This window comes from Evtepia gabavorous (assembly GCF_003425665.1).
Classification (GTDB): Bacteria; Bacillota; Clostridia; order Oscillospirales; family Oscillospiraceae; genus Evtepia; species Evtepia gabavorous.
In genome coordinates, this window is sequence record NZ_QQRQ01000003.1 from 74,142 (window position 1) to 91,383 (window position 17,242).

Genomic DNA, 17,242 nt, shown 5'->3' on the forward strand with positions numbered 1-17,242 from the left:
CTTACACCTCTTTCTTTCCGGTCACGACCTCATAAATGAGGGATTTTTTATAAGCCATTAGCCTACAAATGATTTCATTCTTTCTTGTAAGCAAGCCTTCGATTTTTGCACAGCGGTTATCTAGATATTCCCGTATTTTAACCTGTTCGTCTTTTGAAGGTAGTTGTACTTTAGTTCTCCTAATGCTCTCGATACCCAAATTACCCTGATTAGCAGTACCGGTCTCATATACAAATATTGCGTCTAAGATTCTGTTCTCCTTCAACAAATAATTATAGTATCCGGCATCTATAGATTCTTTTGGAATAAAACACCCTACACGCTGATTTAGAAACAGTTTTTTACCTTTGCAATCTTTTTCTGCCACAAGATGCGTAAAAAAATAATCTCGTTTTCCTTTTGTCCCTGTCATTGTGAAAAGAATACTTCCCGGACTGATCCTAAACTTATCTGTAGCACTCGCAATTTCATCGCTAATATACACTGGATTATTTTCAAGTGCCATATATCCGCTCTTCACATTTCCAATTCTAATCACTTGATTGTCAGATTCCGATGTATAAGAATCGCTGTTATATGCGTATCCCCCCAAGAAATCAAAAAGCATCCCCAGCTTTGCAACATTCCAGTGCTCCGGCATAACTCCGATGAAACTGTCACCGCTGTCCTTCATGGACACATCGGGATTCAGACCTTTTGTGACGGCTTCGGTGATGACGGACAGCTTATAGGCTTTCAGTTTCTCGATCACTTCCTGCTGGCGGGCAATGATGGTGTCGATCTGACTACACTTACAGTCGAGGTAATCGGCGCGCTTGCACTGTTCCTCATGTGACAAAGCCACAACGGGATAATTCATAAGGGTTTCAACGCTTAATGTCCACCTATTATCATATGAAACGCCCTTTCCATAAGAGAAAAACGCCATCAGCCAATATTGAACTTTGAAGTAATAATCATAAAAAGCAGGACTCACCCCTGCGTTCGCCTTTAAATTGATATATGCGGGGCTTATCACTCCTTGGACTTTAGAAATGCTACAATTTGCGCCACTATATAAGTCCATGGGGTTCAATAGCAGATCACCTTCCTCGACAGGATTGTAATTGTAATAGCTTTCTGCAATTTGTCCTTCATTATTCGATATATCTCTGACTTTAACACCATCTCGTGCTAATGAAAGTATGGTTGGGTTCTCCTGCATGGCCTTTTCATTTTTCCGAGTAAATATATGCTTTACCCGCTCCGTTGACCAATCAGCCGGAATCTCCCCAATCCACTCAATCCCGCTGGCCTTCATCTCCCTCATGCCCCAAACACCTCCGCCAGAGCGCCGTCCAACTCCGCTTCAATGGCCAGGATCTCCTGCATGATCTCCGCCGAGGGCTTGGGGGCTTCGTACTTGTAAAAATACCGGGTGAAGGGAATCTCGTAGCCCACCTTGGACTTCTTCTCATCGATCCAGGCGTCCGGCGCAAAGGGCAGCACTTCCCGCTCGAAGTAGGTCTGGATGTCCTCTTTCAGCGGCACATTTTCCGTATCCCGCAGGGCGGTGTCCGGCTGGGGCTTGCCCTTCTTCAAAATCAGCTGGCCGTTTTCGTCCTTCAGAGGGCGCTCCACGGTGATTTTGGTATAGCCAAAGTCGGCAGTGTCAAAAATTTTGCTGATCTCACTCTCCACAAAGTCGCCGTACAGCCGGGTAATCTCCGTGATGGCTCTCTCCGGGATGTCGTTGCGCTTGTTGCCCAGAGCCTTGCGGCGCTTTTCGTATAGGCCGTTGGCGTTGATGAGCTGTACCTTGCCCTCTCGCTTAGTTCCGGCCTTCTTATTGGACAGCACCCAAATATAGGTGGCAATGCCGGTATTATAGAAAATATCGTTTGGCAGGGCGATGATAGCCTCCAGAAGGTCATTTTCCAGAATGTACTTGCGAATCTCGGAAGGGCCGCTGCCGGCGTCGCCGGTAAAGAGGGGAGAGCCGTTGTGAATGATGGCAATGCGGCTGCCGCCGTCCTTAGGTTCCTTCATTTTGGAAATGGCAGTGAGCAGGAACAGCATCTGACCGTCGCTGGCCGCAGGCAGACCAGGGCCAAACCGTCCGGCAAACCCCCTCTTGGACTCGGCTTCCACCGCCGCTTTTTCATTCTTCCACTCCCGGCCGAAGGGAGGATTGGACAGCACATAGTCGAAGGTCTGGCCCTCGAACTGGTCGTCGGACAGAGTGTTGCCGTCCTTGATGAAGTCGGCATTGTTGCCCTTGATGAGCATATCCGCCTTGCAGATAGCAAAGGTCTGATCGTTCAGCTCCTGTCCAAAGGCCATCAGTTCGGTGGAGGCATTGAGCTGGTGCAGATATTCCTCTGCCACTGACAGCATACCGCCGGTACCACAGGCCGGGTCATAGATGGTCTTGGCCACATTGTTGCCGGAGAGAATGTCATTGTCATCGTAGAACAGGATATTGACCATCAGTTGGATCACTTCTCTGGGAGTGTAGTGCTGCCCGGCGTCCTCGTTGTGGGATTCAGAAAACCGGCGGATGATCTCCTCAAAGATGTAGCCCATCTCCAGATTGGAAATCACATCCGGGTGCAGATTTGCCTTAGGAGAAGTAAATTCTTTGATGACGATGTAGAGGATACCTTTGTTGGCCATGGTGGTGATCTGTCCGTCAAACTTAAACTTTTCCAGAATGTCCTGGACATTCTCTGAAAAACCGTTCAGATAGTCCCGGAAGTTGGCCTCGATGTTGTCCGGGTCATCCAGCAACCGCTCAAAGGTGAACTTGCTGGTGTTGTAAAACGCCTTGCCGGAGGCATTGCGCAGCAGCACATCCCGCATGGGGAGATTCTTCACGGCTTCGTACTTCTCCAGCACCGCATCCTTGGTGTCGGCCAGGATGCAGTCGAAGCGGCGGATCACCGTAAGGGGCAGGATCACCTCTCCGTATTCATGGGGCTTATATACCCCGGTCAATTTATCTGCGATTGCCCAGATCAGGGCGGCTTTTTCGCTTACATTGGCACTCAAGCTCATGATTCTTTTCCTTCCTTTTCCTCTGGAACAAACTCCAGAATATCGTCCACGCCGCACTCCATCACGCGGCAAATCCGTTCTACACTTTCGATGGAAACATACTCGTTTCGCTTTAGGCGGGTGATAATATTGGCACTAAAACCGGCCCGCTCTTTTAGCTGTGCATTGCTTATCTTTTTATCAATCATCAAATGAAATAACCGATCATAACAAATCGCCATTTTAGTTCCTCCAAAGCAAGAAATGCTTGGATTTATTTTATCACATTTTCGTGAAAAACTCAATCTCGAGTTATTTTCTCTTCCGTCAATCTAACGGGGCTTTCTTTGTCACGGCCTTGAGATATAGTTCTGGGTCACCATTCAAAATCAGCTCAGCATAGGCCAGCGGATTGTTATAGATCAACCAGTCCAGTTCTGACCGCTGATACATGCCGTTCGCCACCTCGTTCTCCACAGCGGTGCAATCGATGGCGAGCAGTGTCCCGTCATCCAGACGCAGTTCCACACAGGCTGTGTCCGGGTTGAACTCACAGGACAAAATCTTTCTCATAGTCGTTACCTCCCAATACTTGAATTTCAATTGATTTTCCGCAGAGGCACAAGGTCTGTTTCGTTAATTTTAGAATCTGGCAAGCAATGCGTGTGGCTATCCACACACAAATCCGGCAAGCAATGCGAGTGTTAATACACACTCACATTTCCTGTCGTCTGCTTGTTGAGGGCAGCGCCCCCAAGCCCCTTGAACACAGAATTTCATTCTGTGGCTGCGCGTTCTGCGAACGCTTTCAAAGGGTACGCCAAAGCACCGTTCCCTTTCAGATGCCCAGGAACAAATCGTCCCCCCTTATTGCCTGATGGCTGCCGTAAAACACAGTAGCCCTCGCTTGATGTGTGGGCAAAATGCCTACCTATCGTTCTCTTTTACTCCGCACCCTGTGTTCTGTTTTTTGGGCATGGGGTGTCGTGAAACACGACATCCTATGGTGATTTTGGGGTACCCTAAAATGGGGCACCCTTTGGGATAATGGGGTGGCAAAACACCACCTCATCCGAGATGCTTTTTAGCTGAATTTCTTTGCCCAAACTGCCGTCAGCCATTCCTTTTGCCAGAAAAAAACAGGAGCGTGCCACGCTCCTGTCCTTACAAACATAGAGAAAACTTTTATGCTAATCTCATCGGTGAAATTAGTCTAAACGGAAACTTATCTTACCACCGAAAATCCGGGAACACTCCACGCTTATCCAAGTATGCCTGCCGGGCCTGCTCCCGTTCTTCTGCGGTGGGTGCAGTCTTATATTTTGCATACAGTTCATGCCGCACCAGCGCATCTAACTTTTGCTCCAGCCCCTGATGAATTTCCTCGGCATAATCATCGTCATAGGCCAGATGATACTCCACCAAAGCTACAAAAAGGTCATAGGGGATTTGTACACTTTTCATATTCATTTCCTTTCTGCGACGGTTGCGACGATAGCGACGGTGTTTTTGACGGTATCATTTTCACCGTCGCGACCGTCGCTATCGTCGCGCTCCTTATTCTTCGGTTACTTCACAGGCGGTTGATTCTACCAGCATATAGGTCAATTTCACTTGCCGACCGGAATGTTTGGCCTTATTTTCATAGCCAACATGGTATTCCTCCAGCAGCCTGCCTGCCTTGACATTCAGGTACTTAGTGAGGGCGTTGGAGGCCATTCCCGTTTGGATGGCTTCGACCAGTTCGGATGGAGAGCCAATCCACTCCCGGCACTCGGCGGAAACCAACTTTGCAACTGCATCCAGCACTGGGTCCGGCGGTTCTTTATACAGCTCGTTTTCCATGCGTTCCAGATTCCAAATCTGGGTCTGCGGGTCCTTCTTCAAGTAGAGGATCTGATCCGGCTGATCTCGTCCCACCACCTTAATGGTGGCGTCCAGTTCCGTGCGCTTTTTCTTCTGCATCAGCAGCGAACCATCTGCACAGCCCAGCAGCCCGGTGGTGCCGGAAATCGTCTCAAAGGAATCGTCTGCCTGCTGCTTCCGGGTATGGTGGACGGTCAGAACACAGATCCCGTGCTGATCAGCAAACTGCTTGATTCTGCCGATGATCTCATAGTCGCTGGCATAACTGTACGCTTCGCCGCCTACCTCACGGATTTTCTGCATAGTATCAATGATGATGAGATTGGTGTCCGGGTGCTCCTGCACGAAATTCTTCAGCTGTTCATCCAACCCATTCCCAATCTTTCCGGCGGCGGTGGCGAAGTGGAGGTTGGGGGTATCGTTCACACCGTACATCATAAACATCCGGCTCTGGATACGCTGAAAATCATCTTCCAGCGCAAGGTAAAGCACCGTCCCCTGATGGACTTTATATCCCCACAAATCCTGCCCGATGCTGACATGGTAGGCGATCTGAGCCACCAGGAAGGACTTGCCGATTTTGGGTGCGCCGGCAAGGATATATGCCCCTGCGTAAAGCAGACCTTCCACCACTGGTGGCCTACTCTTATAGGTGGTTTGGAACAGCTCTGTCATCGTGAGTGTATGCAGGTATCGGGGGTCTGTCATACGCTGCATCTTGCGGTACATTTCTTCCAGACTTTCCTGGGAGTTTACAATTTCATCGTTGCTTTTTTGCCCGGAAGTGGGTATACTATTTTCAGTGATTTGAGAGATTGACTGCCCATCATCTGCGCCAACAGATGAACCCTGGGCGGTCATTTTCTTTTTCTCATCGGTCATAGGCGAATTCCTCCTGCATCCCGTTCATAATGGTTGTAATCATTCGGATCGTGTCCAGCAGCTCGTCGTTCACGCTTTGCCCGGCTTCGATCCGGCGCAGCTCGTCCAGCACGGCAGACAACTGATCCCGCAGGGCTTTGTAAACCTTTGGGTTGCCCTGCACCACCACATCTCGCTCCAATAGCCGCCGGATAATGTAATCCTGCTTGGTCAGGCCGGTGAGTTTCACCAGGGTTTCCAGTTGGAGATCTTCTTCCGCTGACACTCGGAAAGCCACCGTCTTGTTTCTCCAGCGGTTGTGGTTGTCATAGTTCTTCTTGGACATCTTCTTACACCCCCTTCTCATTTTTCAGTGAATCCAACTTGTCAGCCATCTCCACCTGTCGGGTGGGGAATAGATGGGCGTATCGGTAGGTGATGTCGATACTCTCATGCCCTACACGCTCTGCAATAGCCAGGGCAGTGAAGCCCATGTCGATCAACAAACTGATGTGGCTATGTCTCAAATCGTGTATGCGAATCCTTTTCACCCCCGTTTGCTTGCAGCCACGGTCCATTTCTCGGTGGAGATAGCTTTTGCTGATGGGGAACATCCGGCTGTCCGGCTCCACTCCATAGAGCTGCTTGAGGTAGTCCTGGAGTTCATCACAGAGGAACTGCGGCATCTGGATCACGCGGTTACTCTTGGGTGTTTTAGGCGTAGTGATCACATCCTGCTTATTGAGCCGCTGGTAAGACTTATTGACGGTGACGGTGCGCTTTTCAAAGTCAAAATCTGCTGGGGTCAGGGCCAGCAGCTCTCCCTCACGGACACCGCACCAGTACAATACCTCAAAGGCGTAGAAGGACAACGGCTTGTCCATCATGGCCTCAGAAAAGCGGGTGTACTCCTCCCGGGTCCAGAACAGCATCTCCTTTCGTTCCTCCGCTCCCATGTTTCCTGCCTGCCGGGCTGGGTTGATATTCAGACCGTAAAATCGTGCAGCATGGTTGAAAATGGCACTAAGTTGATTGTGAACTGTCTTCAGGTAGGTTTTAGACAGTGGTTTACCATGGCAGTCCCTCAACTCCCGGATTTCATTTTGCCAACGGATAATGTCCTTTGCCGTGATCTCAGAGAGTTTTCGATTTGCAAAATAGGGGAGGATCTTTTTCTTGATGATACTCTCCTTGGTAAGCCAGGTATTGAGTTTCAGCTTGGGTTTAATGTCCTTCTCGTAGAGAGCAACGAAGCTCTCAAAGGTCATGTTCACATCAGCCTGTTTTTCCATCAGGAACTCCCGTTCCCATTCCAACGCTTCTCGCTTGGTGGCAAAGCCGCGCTTGAGCTTCTGCTGGCGTTCACCCTTCCAATCGGTGTAGCGAAATTGAACATACCAGGTGCCATTGTCCTTATTTTTGAACGCTGCCATAATTATTTCTCCTTCCTTTCTGTCTCAGATCTTGTACCATAGAATTTCTCGTGGAAAAACTTTCGGTCAATTCGCCCGGCAATGGTGATGCAGCCGGTTTTAGCCAGTTCCTCATTCATCTGTCGAATGATCCTATAGGCAAAGGGGATGGAGATCCCCAACTCCTCCGCCACTTCGTTGACACGCATAAAAATCTGATTAGCCATAGTAAATACCTTCCTTTCTTTGTTTTTGGTAGCTGCCTGCTAATTTTGTTTTTCATAAAGACCTCCTTACTCTCTACTGCCACTTTTTCTCGGTTTCGCAACCAAAAATCTGATGGTCCATTTGATTCTCTATATTATCTAAACTTATTAGCTTAGTGTTTTTATAATACTATACATATAAGTTTAGTTCAAGTGTTTTGAAAGAAATATTATTAAATAAATTTGCTTAGATTATCTTGACAAAACTAAGCAAATATGCTATGTTTCAAATAAGGACAATCATAGACTGGAGTTGATGATATGGCGATTGGCGAACGAATCCACTTTTTCCGTCTCCTGCGGGGGATGACACAAAAATATCTTGGCATGTCACTGGGCTTCCCGGAGAAGTCTGCTGATGTACGCCTTGCACAGTACGAAACAGGATCAAGAACCCCAAAGGCAGACCTGACCGCTGCCCTGGCTGAAGTGCTGGATGTCTCGCCCCATGCGCTCTCTGTCCCGGACATAGACTCCTATGTAGGGCTGATGCACACCTTGTTTACCCTGGAGGACAACTACGGGCTGAAAGTCACAGAGCAGGACGGTGAGCTTGCCTTGCAGGTAGATTTTCGCAAAAACAAGGATGCCGCCCGACTGCACGAGATGCTCTGGACCTGGCGGGAACAGGCCGCCAAGTTGGAGGCCGGAGAGATCTCTCAGGAGGAGTACGACCGCTGGCGTTACCATTACCCGGAGTACGACAGCAGCCAAGTCCGCGCCAAGATGCCGCCGGAGGGTCTGATCTAACCCTCTCACTTGTAGGCCACGGGAAAGGTCATTTGTTGCACAAAAACAGATAATTCAGATAAATGAGAGCAAAATAAAAAAGGTCTAACTGATCAACAAAAATCAGTTAGACCTTTTACTTATGAATAAAAAGATGAGGATTTTTAGGCTACTCGCAAGCCACCCGATTTTTCTTTTCAAACTCAATAAATCGGGATTTGACGAGTGCTATCAATCTGCTATCAAATGGGGAATTTGAAAATCAAAAACCCAGTGTTTATGCGCCTTTGCGGGCCCTCATATCCACTTTTTGCTTATTCCCACTCGCCCTCTGCAAAATCATCTTAAACAAGTTTGATTTGGTGATTTAGCAGAGAGTATCTACATTATTTGAATTATCGGATACACATCGGCTATCCGATTTTTTGTTGCCATGGTGTTGCCACGCGAACCGGAAACTTAACGCCAAGAAGTATAGATAAGTTGTCTCTTGTCGAATGCTTCCTTGCCGCCCTCCATAATATCAACAATCTGCTTATGCGTAGAATCCAAGTCAATATTACCTTGGGCAACATCAATTCTTGATTCTTGAAACTCGACAACTAATACTCTTTCGGAATCGCCAAGCACAGGGATGTTTGCGTTATGTGTAGCAAATATAAACTGCATATAAGGTTTTTTCTGTGCAATAGCGGTAATGACTTCATCATAGATCACCTTATTATCGAGATCATCTTCCGGTTGATCAATGAAGATAATATCATTATCATCTTGTGTCAATATAAACAGTATAAGTGCTGATGCTCGCTGCCCGATTGAGTGTTGCCTCAACAGTTTTCCGTGATAATAAATATCTACTTTATTTTCAACCTGCCTGTTCAGCAATTCTTCATATTGACCACGAAGCTTATCTTCCAATTTTACATATTCGCCAGGCGTAACAATACCTTTCAATTTGCTGCCATCGCAAACAATCCAATCTTCTATGATAGCTGCATAATCAGTAAAAGAATCACAAATAGCTTGATATTTAATATCCGAGATTCCCGTCCCCTTGAAATCATTTTTAAGTTGAGCTTTGAAGCCTTCTCGATCTCCCTTGAATGTGATTTCAATCTTGAGTTCGGTTTGGTTCTGATTGATTCGTTCGGTTTCGGCTTTATAAGCATTATAAGTTGCCAAGAGAGCTTCATTACGTTCTCGTGTTGCCTTAGTAAATGATGCTTCTATTTTGGATTTAGAGGAAGCTTCTTCGCTTAATTGCTTTAGTTTTTCTTTTGTTTTTTGCAATTCAGCGGTCATTTTGACAAAACTATCAACATCCAAAGTATCGTCTTTGATTTCTCTTTTAATTTCAGCAAATTCATCCGCCAAACTATCAATTCGCTCTTTTAGGCGGGATATGAGGTCGTCCATACCACTTCGTTGTTTTTCAATTTCTACAATACAAGAGCCGATTTGTGCGAGCTGAGCATCGATTGACGACAATACTATTGATACATCTCCAAATATGTCCTTATTAAAATCACTACTATATCCGTCCAACGCACTCGATACAACCGAGTTTTTTGAAAACGCAGTACGAATATCACGCAGAATAGTGTCTATTCTATTTTTTACAGCATCAAGCTTTGCTGTATCGGTAGCGTATCCACTTTGCTTTTTAAGTTTGTCTGCAACACCTTTTTCTTCAAAAATCGAGAGTTTATGTTCAAGCTCGGTTTGCTGTGTTGTAACTTCAGTCATTTGCTGTGGAATTTTGCTCACATCCAGTAAGCGCTCCACTGTTTTGATCAGTTCATTCACACAATTATCCAAATTAGAAGGTTGACCAATTCTACCGCTAATCAGTTTCTCCAACAAACCGTTTTCGTGATCTGCACTGCTGGACAGATCCTTTTGACCAAAATATTGTACCCCATCGAACAAACTGATCGGATTAATATTTAAGTCATTACCGGTCTCATCAAGAACATTTATGCGTTCCCCCAATATTCGGCTGACAGAATAATGTTTTCCGTGTTTATCTATTACATTCAATGTTGCTTTTCCGCCAGAACCAAAGACATTTTTCACAAGAGATTCTTTATAGTCTTTGTCCATTTGAGCTGTAAGTCCCAAGACATACCGCACAGCTTCTAAAATAGAAGACTTTCCGCTACCTCTTATGCCAATAAGCGTATTCAGCTCACGAGAGAACATAATTGTTTGACCGTCGAACTTGCCACCTTGGAAAGAGATTGATTCTATAAACCCATGTTTATTGTCAGGAACACTTTCGCTAACTCGGTCTCTATAATCTTGTAAAGCAAACTTAATTGCAGCATAGGAATATTCACCGATTTTTAAATATGTGCATCTGTCTCCCTTTCCTATATCTGAGATGGATTTGGGATCGGAACCCTCAACCAGAGCCGGCAAATACCCACAGCATTTTTCAAACTTACCAAGATTGTCACGTGTTCTAGATTTTTGCAACCCAAGAACACGATGTCTAAAAGGTGCAAAACCTGCTAAAGATTCAAGCAACCCACCCCTACACTCACTAAATAGGCCGCTGTTTTGATCTACATGTGCAAATACGATAAAATAATCCCGTCCATAAGCGTCTAACTGATCAAATACATTTTTTAGATCAAATATGCTTTTTGTGTTGCGATTTTCTGGATTGGAAATAGTGGCAAATGCTGCCGTCAGAAATGTCTGGATATGATTGTTTCCATTTTCAAGCCATTCCTCTGGATTAAACACAATTAGCGTATGAATACCGTTTGCGCCTTCTTTAACGGTCAATTCTACTCCCGGCAGAATAAATATGTCTTGCTTTTTCGCAGCCTTACGAATAGCTTTATATTCTTCTATGTCGAATTTGTTGTGATTTGTAATTATGCCGACATTGATGCTCGCGTTTTTTAGAGCAGAAACATAATCACCCAAAAATGAGGTTGACTCGCCAGAATAGGTGAATTCTTTATCCTTCAAAGTATGTAAATGAAAGTCTGCGCGAACATATTGTAAGCCTGATTCAAACATACTTATCCCCCATTTCTCTTATGTTGTTATTGCTTTGACGCTTACTCCATTGCTAAACATCCATTCTTGAATGCTGCTGGATAAGAAAGAGTCAACATCTGATTTTGGAATACCACAGTATACGCAAGTACAGTTCCCTCCCCAAAGCGATCATGCAACAGTGTTCTTCCATCTGCACAGAAACTTATTGCATCTGGTAAAGACCGCAGATACGGTATTTCAACCGTTTTTGCAGGACATTCGGGAAAACTTGCTTCAAGTGCAACTACTTGTCCTTCACCGAAAGTTACATGACGCACAACGGCACCGGCAGGCACAAGGGGTGCGTCATCGGACTTGTGTACAACAATTCCGCTTGCGATCTCATTTGCCTTTTCAGAAACAGTTGTGTCAATGTACTCTTTCCAAGCCGGGGCCTCCAGTATATCTCTTCTGGACTCGCATTGGAGAATCAAATCTCTGAGTTTCTGAGGATCTGACTTATTAGACTCAAACATTGCTACGAAGTATTTCTGGAACTGTACCAAGGTCAGAGGGACAATGTCAAGTCGCTGCTTTACATCGCCTTTTGCGTACCAAATACCGTGTTTGAAAGTCTCTGCGGTGTTTGTGTCAATGCGGACAGCAACAAACATGCCATAGACCGGTTTGTCGTATTTCAGAACAGCATCGGAAACATGACGCCTGACAGGTTCGCCCTCCATTGCCTCTTGGCGGGAAGATGTGGACATTGTGACTTCAGTCAAGATGGTAAAGTCATTAAACTCACAGTACAAGTCGCCTTTTCCTCCACCTGCAGCGGAAACCGGCAAGAAGTCAGAATCCAATTTGAACCCACGGACTTCATAAGGCTTATTGACCATGTGATCAATCGCCAGTGCTGCACGCCAAAGTGTCCATTCAAGATACGCAGGGGTCTCATCCTTGGGTACTTCAATAGCGTTATCTTCGTCGTAGACCATCTTGCCGCCACCTTTAATTAGCAGCGTCATATAATCTCTGATTTCTTCCCACTGGTTACACTGATCGCTGGCATACTGTATTTCATCCGTCTGAGCAAGGATATTTTCGAGCCTTTGCCTCGCGATATTGACTTCTGTGGGAGTATTCAAAGGCAGATCGGAAATGTCAAAAAGAATATGACGCTCTTTCATCTGCCTGACCAAATCATCCAACAAAGATTTTGCGACATCCATATTGTCTGTGGGCAACGGTGCACCGGTACAGAGCAACTTATACTGCTCCATAATGGACTGCAAACTGGCCGTAGATTTAGCGAGTTTTTCTGCAAGTATGCGTTTTGTAGGTACGATTATAAGGCCTCTGCCTTTTCGTTGGAGCACACCCGAAATGCGGAGGTATCGCATATTCATATCGCCGTAATCCAAGAAATTATCAGCTTTTTTGTCGTAGTTTTCGCCTCTTTTAGCGATTTCCTTTTTGTCGAAAGAACGCTTAGCTTGGGAAGCAGATCTCCGCTGACGCAGATCAAGGATGTTATCAACGACTTCTTCCAGCTTATAGCTGGGATTGGTTGTTTGTCCCCACAGAGCAAATTCAATTCTGCTCAGTTCGGAGGTGCCCGTGCGCTTCTCGAGTTCCAGCATAATTGCCAGCAACCACCGTAATGGGGAGAAGTAGTGTGTGCCATCCGACATTGGGAACTGTTCTACGCTCATTGCTCGCAGGAAGCATTCCTGTACGGCCGGGTATGTATCTGCTTTTAGAAATGATCTTCCAAAGGGTGTAATGTCATCCAATGCGCCGAGATCCTCTTGCCGGCCATCTTTTTTCTGAATCTGTGGATAAATCAATCCGTTTTTAGCAAACATCAACCGCCATTTACGGGCGTGACTACCAGAGCTATCCTTGCCAACTTCGTTCTGAATAATCCCTTTCTCATCGAGCAAATTCATAAAACCAAGCTCGTTTTCACGCCCATGGAGATGTCCTACAAAGGCAGAGCTAGCATACACAGAGAATCCTTCTTGGATTCGATTAGGATTACGCAGGCCAGTATTACCTACCAGCCATATTTTAATTTGTTCGCTCATACCGCATCCTCCAATCAATACCCAACGAAAAGGTATTCCTGTACAGAATTTCTATGTGTTTTGGCATCACTCTGATTTCCAAACGAATACTTGTAGTCTACAGGGATGACTTCTACATGCTGCTTATACTTGGCCATGATCGCTACCATTTCATCTTGCGTAGGTAAGCTGTTAGAAGAATAGGAAACAATCAGTATACTGTTTGCAAATTTTTTGAAAAGATGATCAAACGCATCTGCCGCACCTTTGCGGGTAGCAAAAGGCGTAGGATACGATTTAAACTTCTTTGTTTGCGTATGTTGCTGAATTTCGACCCCCTTCCAATCGCGGGCAAGGCCCTCAACAAAATGGTATCTCCGAACGTATTCATTATCGGATAGGGGAGAATAGTACGGAGGGTCAATGTAAACTAAATCTACCTGTTCCACCCTCAAATCCATAGCATCCCCCTGCTTGGAACGATTGATTTGACCGTTATCAAATACAGCCTTATTGACAGCTTCAACAGCCTCCAGGAATTGCTGAGCAAGCGTTTTTTGTAAATCCTTGCGTCCATCATTGTATCGCTGTCCTGTGTAGGTAAAGATACCACGGGGACGCTTCTTTATGCAGGCACGAATCAATGCCGTCATAGCGATTGCGTGTTTGTATTGATCTTTGATATCTGCAATATTAGTGCGAAGCGTGTCAATCAAGTCGTTTTCTTCATCTGTGTAATAAAGACCTTTGAAAGTCGATGCCACAAAGTGATCGGACTCCCTATGTTCAATAAGCAATCCCTTGGCTTTATCCAACGGCAAGGTAACAGAATTGTTTTCTATCATTGCCTTGGTAAATGTTGCAGACATAGCCATATAATCATTGCTGACTACAGACTTACCCTGCGCTTTGAACATATAGCCAACAATTCCGGAACCGGAGAAAAGATCGACAACGGTATTCACCTTAAATTGCGAGGCAACAGACCATATTTCGGACAATAACTTGCTCTTTGAGCCCATAAAACGAGTCGGTGGATAAGCTGACACTTGTTCAGGAAGCGGCTGAGGAAGCAACTTTATTAAAGTACGCTGCTTCGGAGGAATAGTGACAATGACATCCTCACCTTTACGTGTGCTTCCGTTGCAGGAAATGTGGCGTTTCGTCTGAATGACATCAATATTGAACGGAGCGTATAGCTCATGTACCAATGGGTGATTAGAGTTTGTTAGGATGACATAGCATCCACGTTCATGTAATGCCATAATCATTTTCGAAAGCTCAATATGATCTTCTTCGTAAAACTGTTCTTTAGTATACCTCTTAAAATCAGCGTATTCAGAGACCGGCAAATATGGAGGGTCAAGGAAAATAAAGTCTCCGGGCTGGGCATAATGCTCTAAAACCAGAAGATAGTCGCCGCACAGAATATCTACCTTTTGCAGTGCTACAGACGCTGCTCTCAGTCCGTCCTCATCGCAAATCTTTGGGTTTTTATATTTTCCATAGGGAACATTAAACTGTCCCTGCTTATTGACACGATACAACCCATTAAAGCAAGTCCTGTTCAAAAAGATTGTTCTTGCAGCAGCCTCGGCTTTTGGAAGCGTTGTCCACTCTTGACTACGGACGGCATAAAACATCTCGGAAGTGTTTTCGTACTGTTTGAGACACTGAATTACATCTTCCACATGATCAGCAACTTCTCGGTACATATTGATTAGTTCGGGATTGCTGTCTGCAATGACTGCATTTTCCGGCTGCAGTGCAAAGAACATTGCTCCGCCGCCAAAAAACGGCTCAATATATCGGCCAAAGGAGGTCGGGACTTTCGGCAAAAGATCACCCAACATCTGTGTTTTGCCGCCTGCCCATTTCAAAATTGGCTTGGCTTGAGCAGACACTATTTTTTTAGCTGCTTGTTCTGCCAATGTACTCGCCTCCTTTCATTTAATGGGATCTTGGGTTAATTCCATAATATCACCAATATCACACTGTAATGCGGTGCAGATTTTTACCAACACATCTGTAGTGACATTTTCGCTTTTTCCTAACTTTGCCATCGAAGCGTGACTAATACCTGCTGCAGCGCACAGGTCTTTCTTTTTCATATCTTTATCAATTAGCAGCTTCCAAAGCTTCTTATAGCTAACCGCCATACCTATCAACTCCAATAGTAGTTCTCGCAGTTCAAAAATCGCTGATAAAAATTCTGCGTTCACTGATTTTGAAAATAGTATAGCATAGCTATGCTCGCTTTTCAAGATGATAATTGCAAGTTCTTCCTATTCGGTGGCAATTCTGCAGATACTCTCTCGCCTATCGCTTTGATAAGGCAGTCTTATTATGGGAATGGCTGATTGCTGTGGCGGCAGGGATTTTCCCTGCCGCCGTTACGCTTATGCTGTGTAAATCAGTTCGCTATTTACAATTTCCATAGCTCTGCCTCGTATGCTATTCATCCTGCCGACCCAATCCATCGGATCGGCGGCTTTTAGCGTTTCTGTGATGCCTTCCGCTTCGGCCAGCTGTTTTACCAGCCGAAGAAACATCGCCTCTGCTTGCCGGTCTATGTCGGCAAGGTAACTGTTTAATCTGCCGCTGGTGAGCAACGTCGCATAGGTTGCCCGGCGATGCTCCTTCAGGTAACGCCGGTGACGCTGGCCCCACACGCCGATGGGCGGCTGTTCTTCCTCGGGCAGTTTCAAATTGGGGAGCAGATGATCCCCGACCTGCGTATAAGTGCCGCCCATTTTCTCAAAAATTGTCTTTGCCATAGTTTGTTCCTACCTTTCAAAAGTTGTATTTTTGCGCCTTGTGCGCTGGGTTTGCTTTCGCTGCTGCTCCATATCTTTTGCCTGTGCAATCAGATTATCTATCTGCTGACTACCAAGGACTTTCCGCAGAAAACGGAAATCCTTCAATTCGGAGCGTAGGACTTCATTTTCTCCTTTGAGCCGGTCGTTGGTTGCGGTCAGATGCTCGTTTTCCCGATACAGCCGACCGTTTGTGTTATTTAGCCGGTGATAGCTGTCCAGTGCCTTGTAATAGTGGTAGAACACCTCCCGGATGACTTCTTTCAGCTTTTTGATTAACGGGTCAACAAATCGCTGCTTATAGGTCTTCACGGTCATTAGAGTGGGCGGATTGGGGAGCTGAAACTCTGCATCCGACTCAATTCGCTGCTCCAGCTTTTCAATAGACTGCGCACCCTGATCGAAGTTGTCGATCCGATTCTGCACCGTTTCCAACTCGTCCTGCTTTTCGGCCAGTGTGGTGTCCAGTGCCGCAATCTCTTTCTCCCGTTCCTGCTTCTTGTAATCCAAGACGGAGAGATGCTTTTCGTGGGTGCCTTTCTGCTCCCACTGAATGTCATACCGCTCCATCACGGCGGCAAGCTGTTCCTTTTCGGACTGCACCCACTGCGCCCATTCCGTTGCACCACGAGTGCCGCCTTTGAAGCCTTGCGCCGCCAGCGCCTGTTTCAGCGATACCCGGGTGTCAAGTCCACGCTTGCTCCCGGTGGTGAAGGGCACAAAGTCAATGTGCAGATGAGGCGTGGTTTCGTCCATATGGAGGTGCGCTGAGAATACCCGGAGGTTGGGATTTCGCTCCTGAAATCCTCGATAGTATTCATCCAATATGGTTCGTGCCAATTCTGCGTATTCGCCGGTAGCACTCATATCGTCCTTGTTCCCGATTTGCAGGATGATTTCGTGGAATGGCTTCTCCTGATTGCCGGAGCGAATTTTCTCGTAGTAGTTCGGAATGCGCCGGTCTGCACGGGTCTGCTTCTCGTTGTAGCGTTTCAGGGCTTCATCGAAAAGTTGGTGGTACACAGTCTGGATGCGCTCGTTGCAGTAGTCGATGTTCAGATGAGTTCGGCTTCCGTCTACATTCTCCGCCCGAAATTTGCGGCTGTTGTGGTTGACAGATCCTTTGCCGACCTCGGCACTGATCGTTCTCTTCATAAAATCTCACTTCCTTTCGCTTTCCGGCCGCAGCCGGGGTTCTGTTACTCTTGTCA

General features: G+C 46.1%; 16 protein-coding genes. 1 reads left to right on the forward strand and 15 read right to left on the reverse strand.

Annotation, left to right across the window (positions count from 1 at the left end; all coding sequences use genetic code 11):
• Nucleotide 1: 1 nt before the first annotated feature.
• The 9 genes from DV520_RS02975 to DV520_RS03015 all read right to left on the reverse strand — a co-directional run bounded on the left by DV520_RS02975 (nt 2) and on the right by DV520_RS03015 (nt 7,381).
• Complete coding sequence (locus tag DV520_RS02975) at nt 2-1,309, reverse strand: restriction endonuclease subunit S (RefSeq protein WP_117141735.1); 1,308 nt, start codon at nt 1,307-1,309, stop codon at nt 2-4.
• A complete protein-coding gene (locus tag DV520_RS02980) occupies nt 1,306-3,036 on the reverse strand; it encodes a type I restriction-modification system subunit M (protein WP_117141736.1) in 1,731 nt (576 codons plus the stop codon). The genes DV520_RS02975 and DV520_RS02980 overlap by 4 nt, the downstream gene beginning before the upstream one ends.
• A complete protein-coding gene (locus DV520_RS02985; protein WP_117141737.1) occupies nt 3,033-3,257 on the reverse strand; it encodes a helix-turn-helix domain-containing protein in 225 nt (74 codons plus the stop codon). The genes DV520_RS02980 and DV520_RS02985 overlap by 4 nt, the downstream gene beginning before the upstream one ends.
• An 85-nt stretch (nt 3,258-3,342) precedes the next feature.
• Nucleotides 3,343-3,588, reverse strand: a complete 246-nt coding sequence (locus DV520_RS02990; RefSeq protein ID WP_117141738.1) for a DUF6061 family protein — start codon at nt 3,586-3,588, stop codon at nt 3,343-3,345.
• A 657-nt stretch (nt 3,589-4,245) separates the two neighbouring features.
• Nucleotides 4,246-4,479 (reverse strand): complexin-2, encoded by a 234-nt coding sequence (locus DV520_RS02995; RefSeq protein ID WP_071422327.1) that lies wholly within the window; start codon nt 4,477-4,479, stop codon nt 4,246-4,248.
• A gap of 93 nt (nt 4,480-4,572) precedes the next feature.
• Nucleotides 4,573-5,763, reverse strand: coding sequence for an AAA family ATPase (locus DV520_RS03000; RefSeq protein WP_117141739.1), 1,191 nt, complete (start codon nt 5,761-5,763; stop codon nt 4,573-4,575).
• A complete protein-coding gene (locus DV520_RS03005) occupies nt 5,753-6,088 on the reverse strand; it encodes a plasmid mobilization protein (protein WP_117141740.1) in 336 nt (111 codons plus the stop codon). The genes DV520_RS03000 and DV520_RS03005 overlap by 11 nt, the downstream gene beginning before the upstream one ends.
• Before the next feature lie 4 nt (nt 6,089-6,092).
• On the reverse strand, nt 6,093-7,175 hold the full coding sequence (locus tag DV520_RS03010; RefSeq protein ID WP_117141741.1) for a site-specific integrase: 1,083 nt from the start codon (nt 7,173-7,175) through the stop codon (nt 6,093-6,095).
• Nucleotides 7,176-7,177: 2 nt separating this feature from the next.
• Nucleotides 7,178-7,381 (reverse strand): hypothetical protein, encoded by a 204-nt coding sequence (locus DV520_RS03015; RefSeq protein ID WP_002566189.1) that lies wholly within the window; start codon nt 7,379-7,381, stop codon nt 7,178-7,180.
• Nucleotides 7,382-7,681: 300 nt separating this feature from the next.
• Between DV520_RS03015 and DV520_RS03020 the strand changes: the two genes are divergently transcribed.
• A complete protein-coding gene (locus tag DV520_RS03020; protein WP_117141742.1) occupies nt 7,682-8,170 on the forward strand; it encodes a helix-turn-helix domain-containing protein in 489 nt (162 codons plus the stop codon).
• 438 nt (nt 8,171-8,608) lie between these two features.
• Here the strand turns inward: DV520_RS03020 and DV520_RS03025 are convergent, their stop codons facing one another.
• The 6 genes from DV520_RS03025 to DV520_RS03050 all read right to left on the reverse strand — a co-directional run bounded on the left by DV520_RS03025 (nt 8,609) and on the right by DV520_RS03050 (nt 17,186).
• A complete protein-coding gene (locus DV520_RS03025; protein WP_117141743.1) occupies nt 8,609-11,182 on the reverse strand; it encodes a TrlF family AAA-like ATPase in 2,574 nt (857 codons plus the stop codon).
• A 41-nt stretch (nt 11,183-11,223) separates the two neighbouring features.
• Complete coding sequence (locus DV520_RS03030; protein WP_117141744.1) at nt 11,224-13,236, reverse strand: AlwI family type II restriction endonuclease; 2,013 nt, start codon at nt 13,234-13,236, stop codon at nt 11,224-11,226.
• Between the two features lie 14 nt (nt 13,237-13,250).
• Nucleotides 13,251-15,146: a Dam family site-specific DNA-(adenine-N6)-methyltransferase gene (locus DV520_RS03035; protein ID WP_242984634.1), complete on the reverse strand. Its 1,896-nt coding sequence runs from the start codon at nt 15,144-15,146 to the stop codon at nt 13,251-13,253.
• A 15-nt stretch (nt 15,147-15,161) separates the two neighbouring features.
• Nucleotides 15,162-15,374, reverse strand: a complete 213-nt coding sequence (locus DV520_RS03040; protein ID WP_117141745.1) for a helix-turn-helix domain-containing protein — start codon at nt 15,372-15,374, stop codon at nt 15,162-15,164.
• A 240-nt stretch (nt 15,375-15,614) separates the two neighbouring features.
• Nucleotides 15,615-15,992 carry a TnpV protein gene (locus tag DV520_RS03045; protein WP_117141746.1) on the reverse strand — a complete coding sequence of 126 codons (378 nt, stop codon included), beginning with the start codon at nt 15,990-15,992 and terminating at the stop codon, nt 15,615-15,617.
• A gap of 9 nt (nt 15,993-16,001) precedes the next feature.
• On the reverse strand, nt 16,002-17,186 hold the full coding sequence (locus DV520_RS03050) for a plasmid recombination protein (protein WP_117141747.1): 1,185 nt from the start codon (nt 17,184-17,186) through the stop codon (nt 16,002-16,004).
• Nucleotides 17,187-17,242 lie beyond the last annotated feature (56 nt).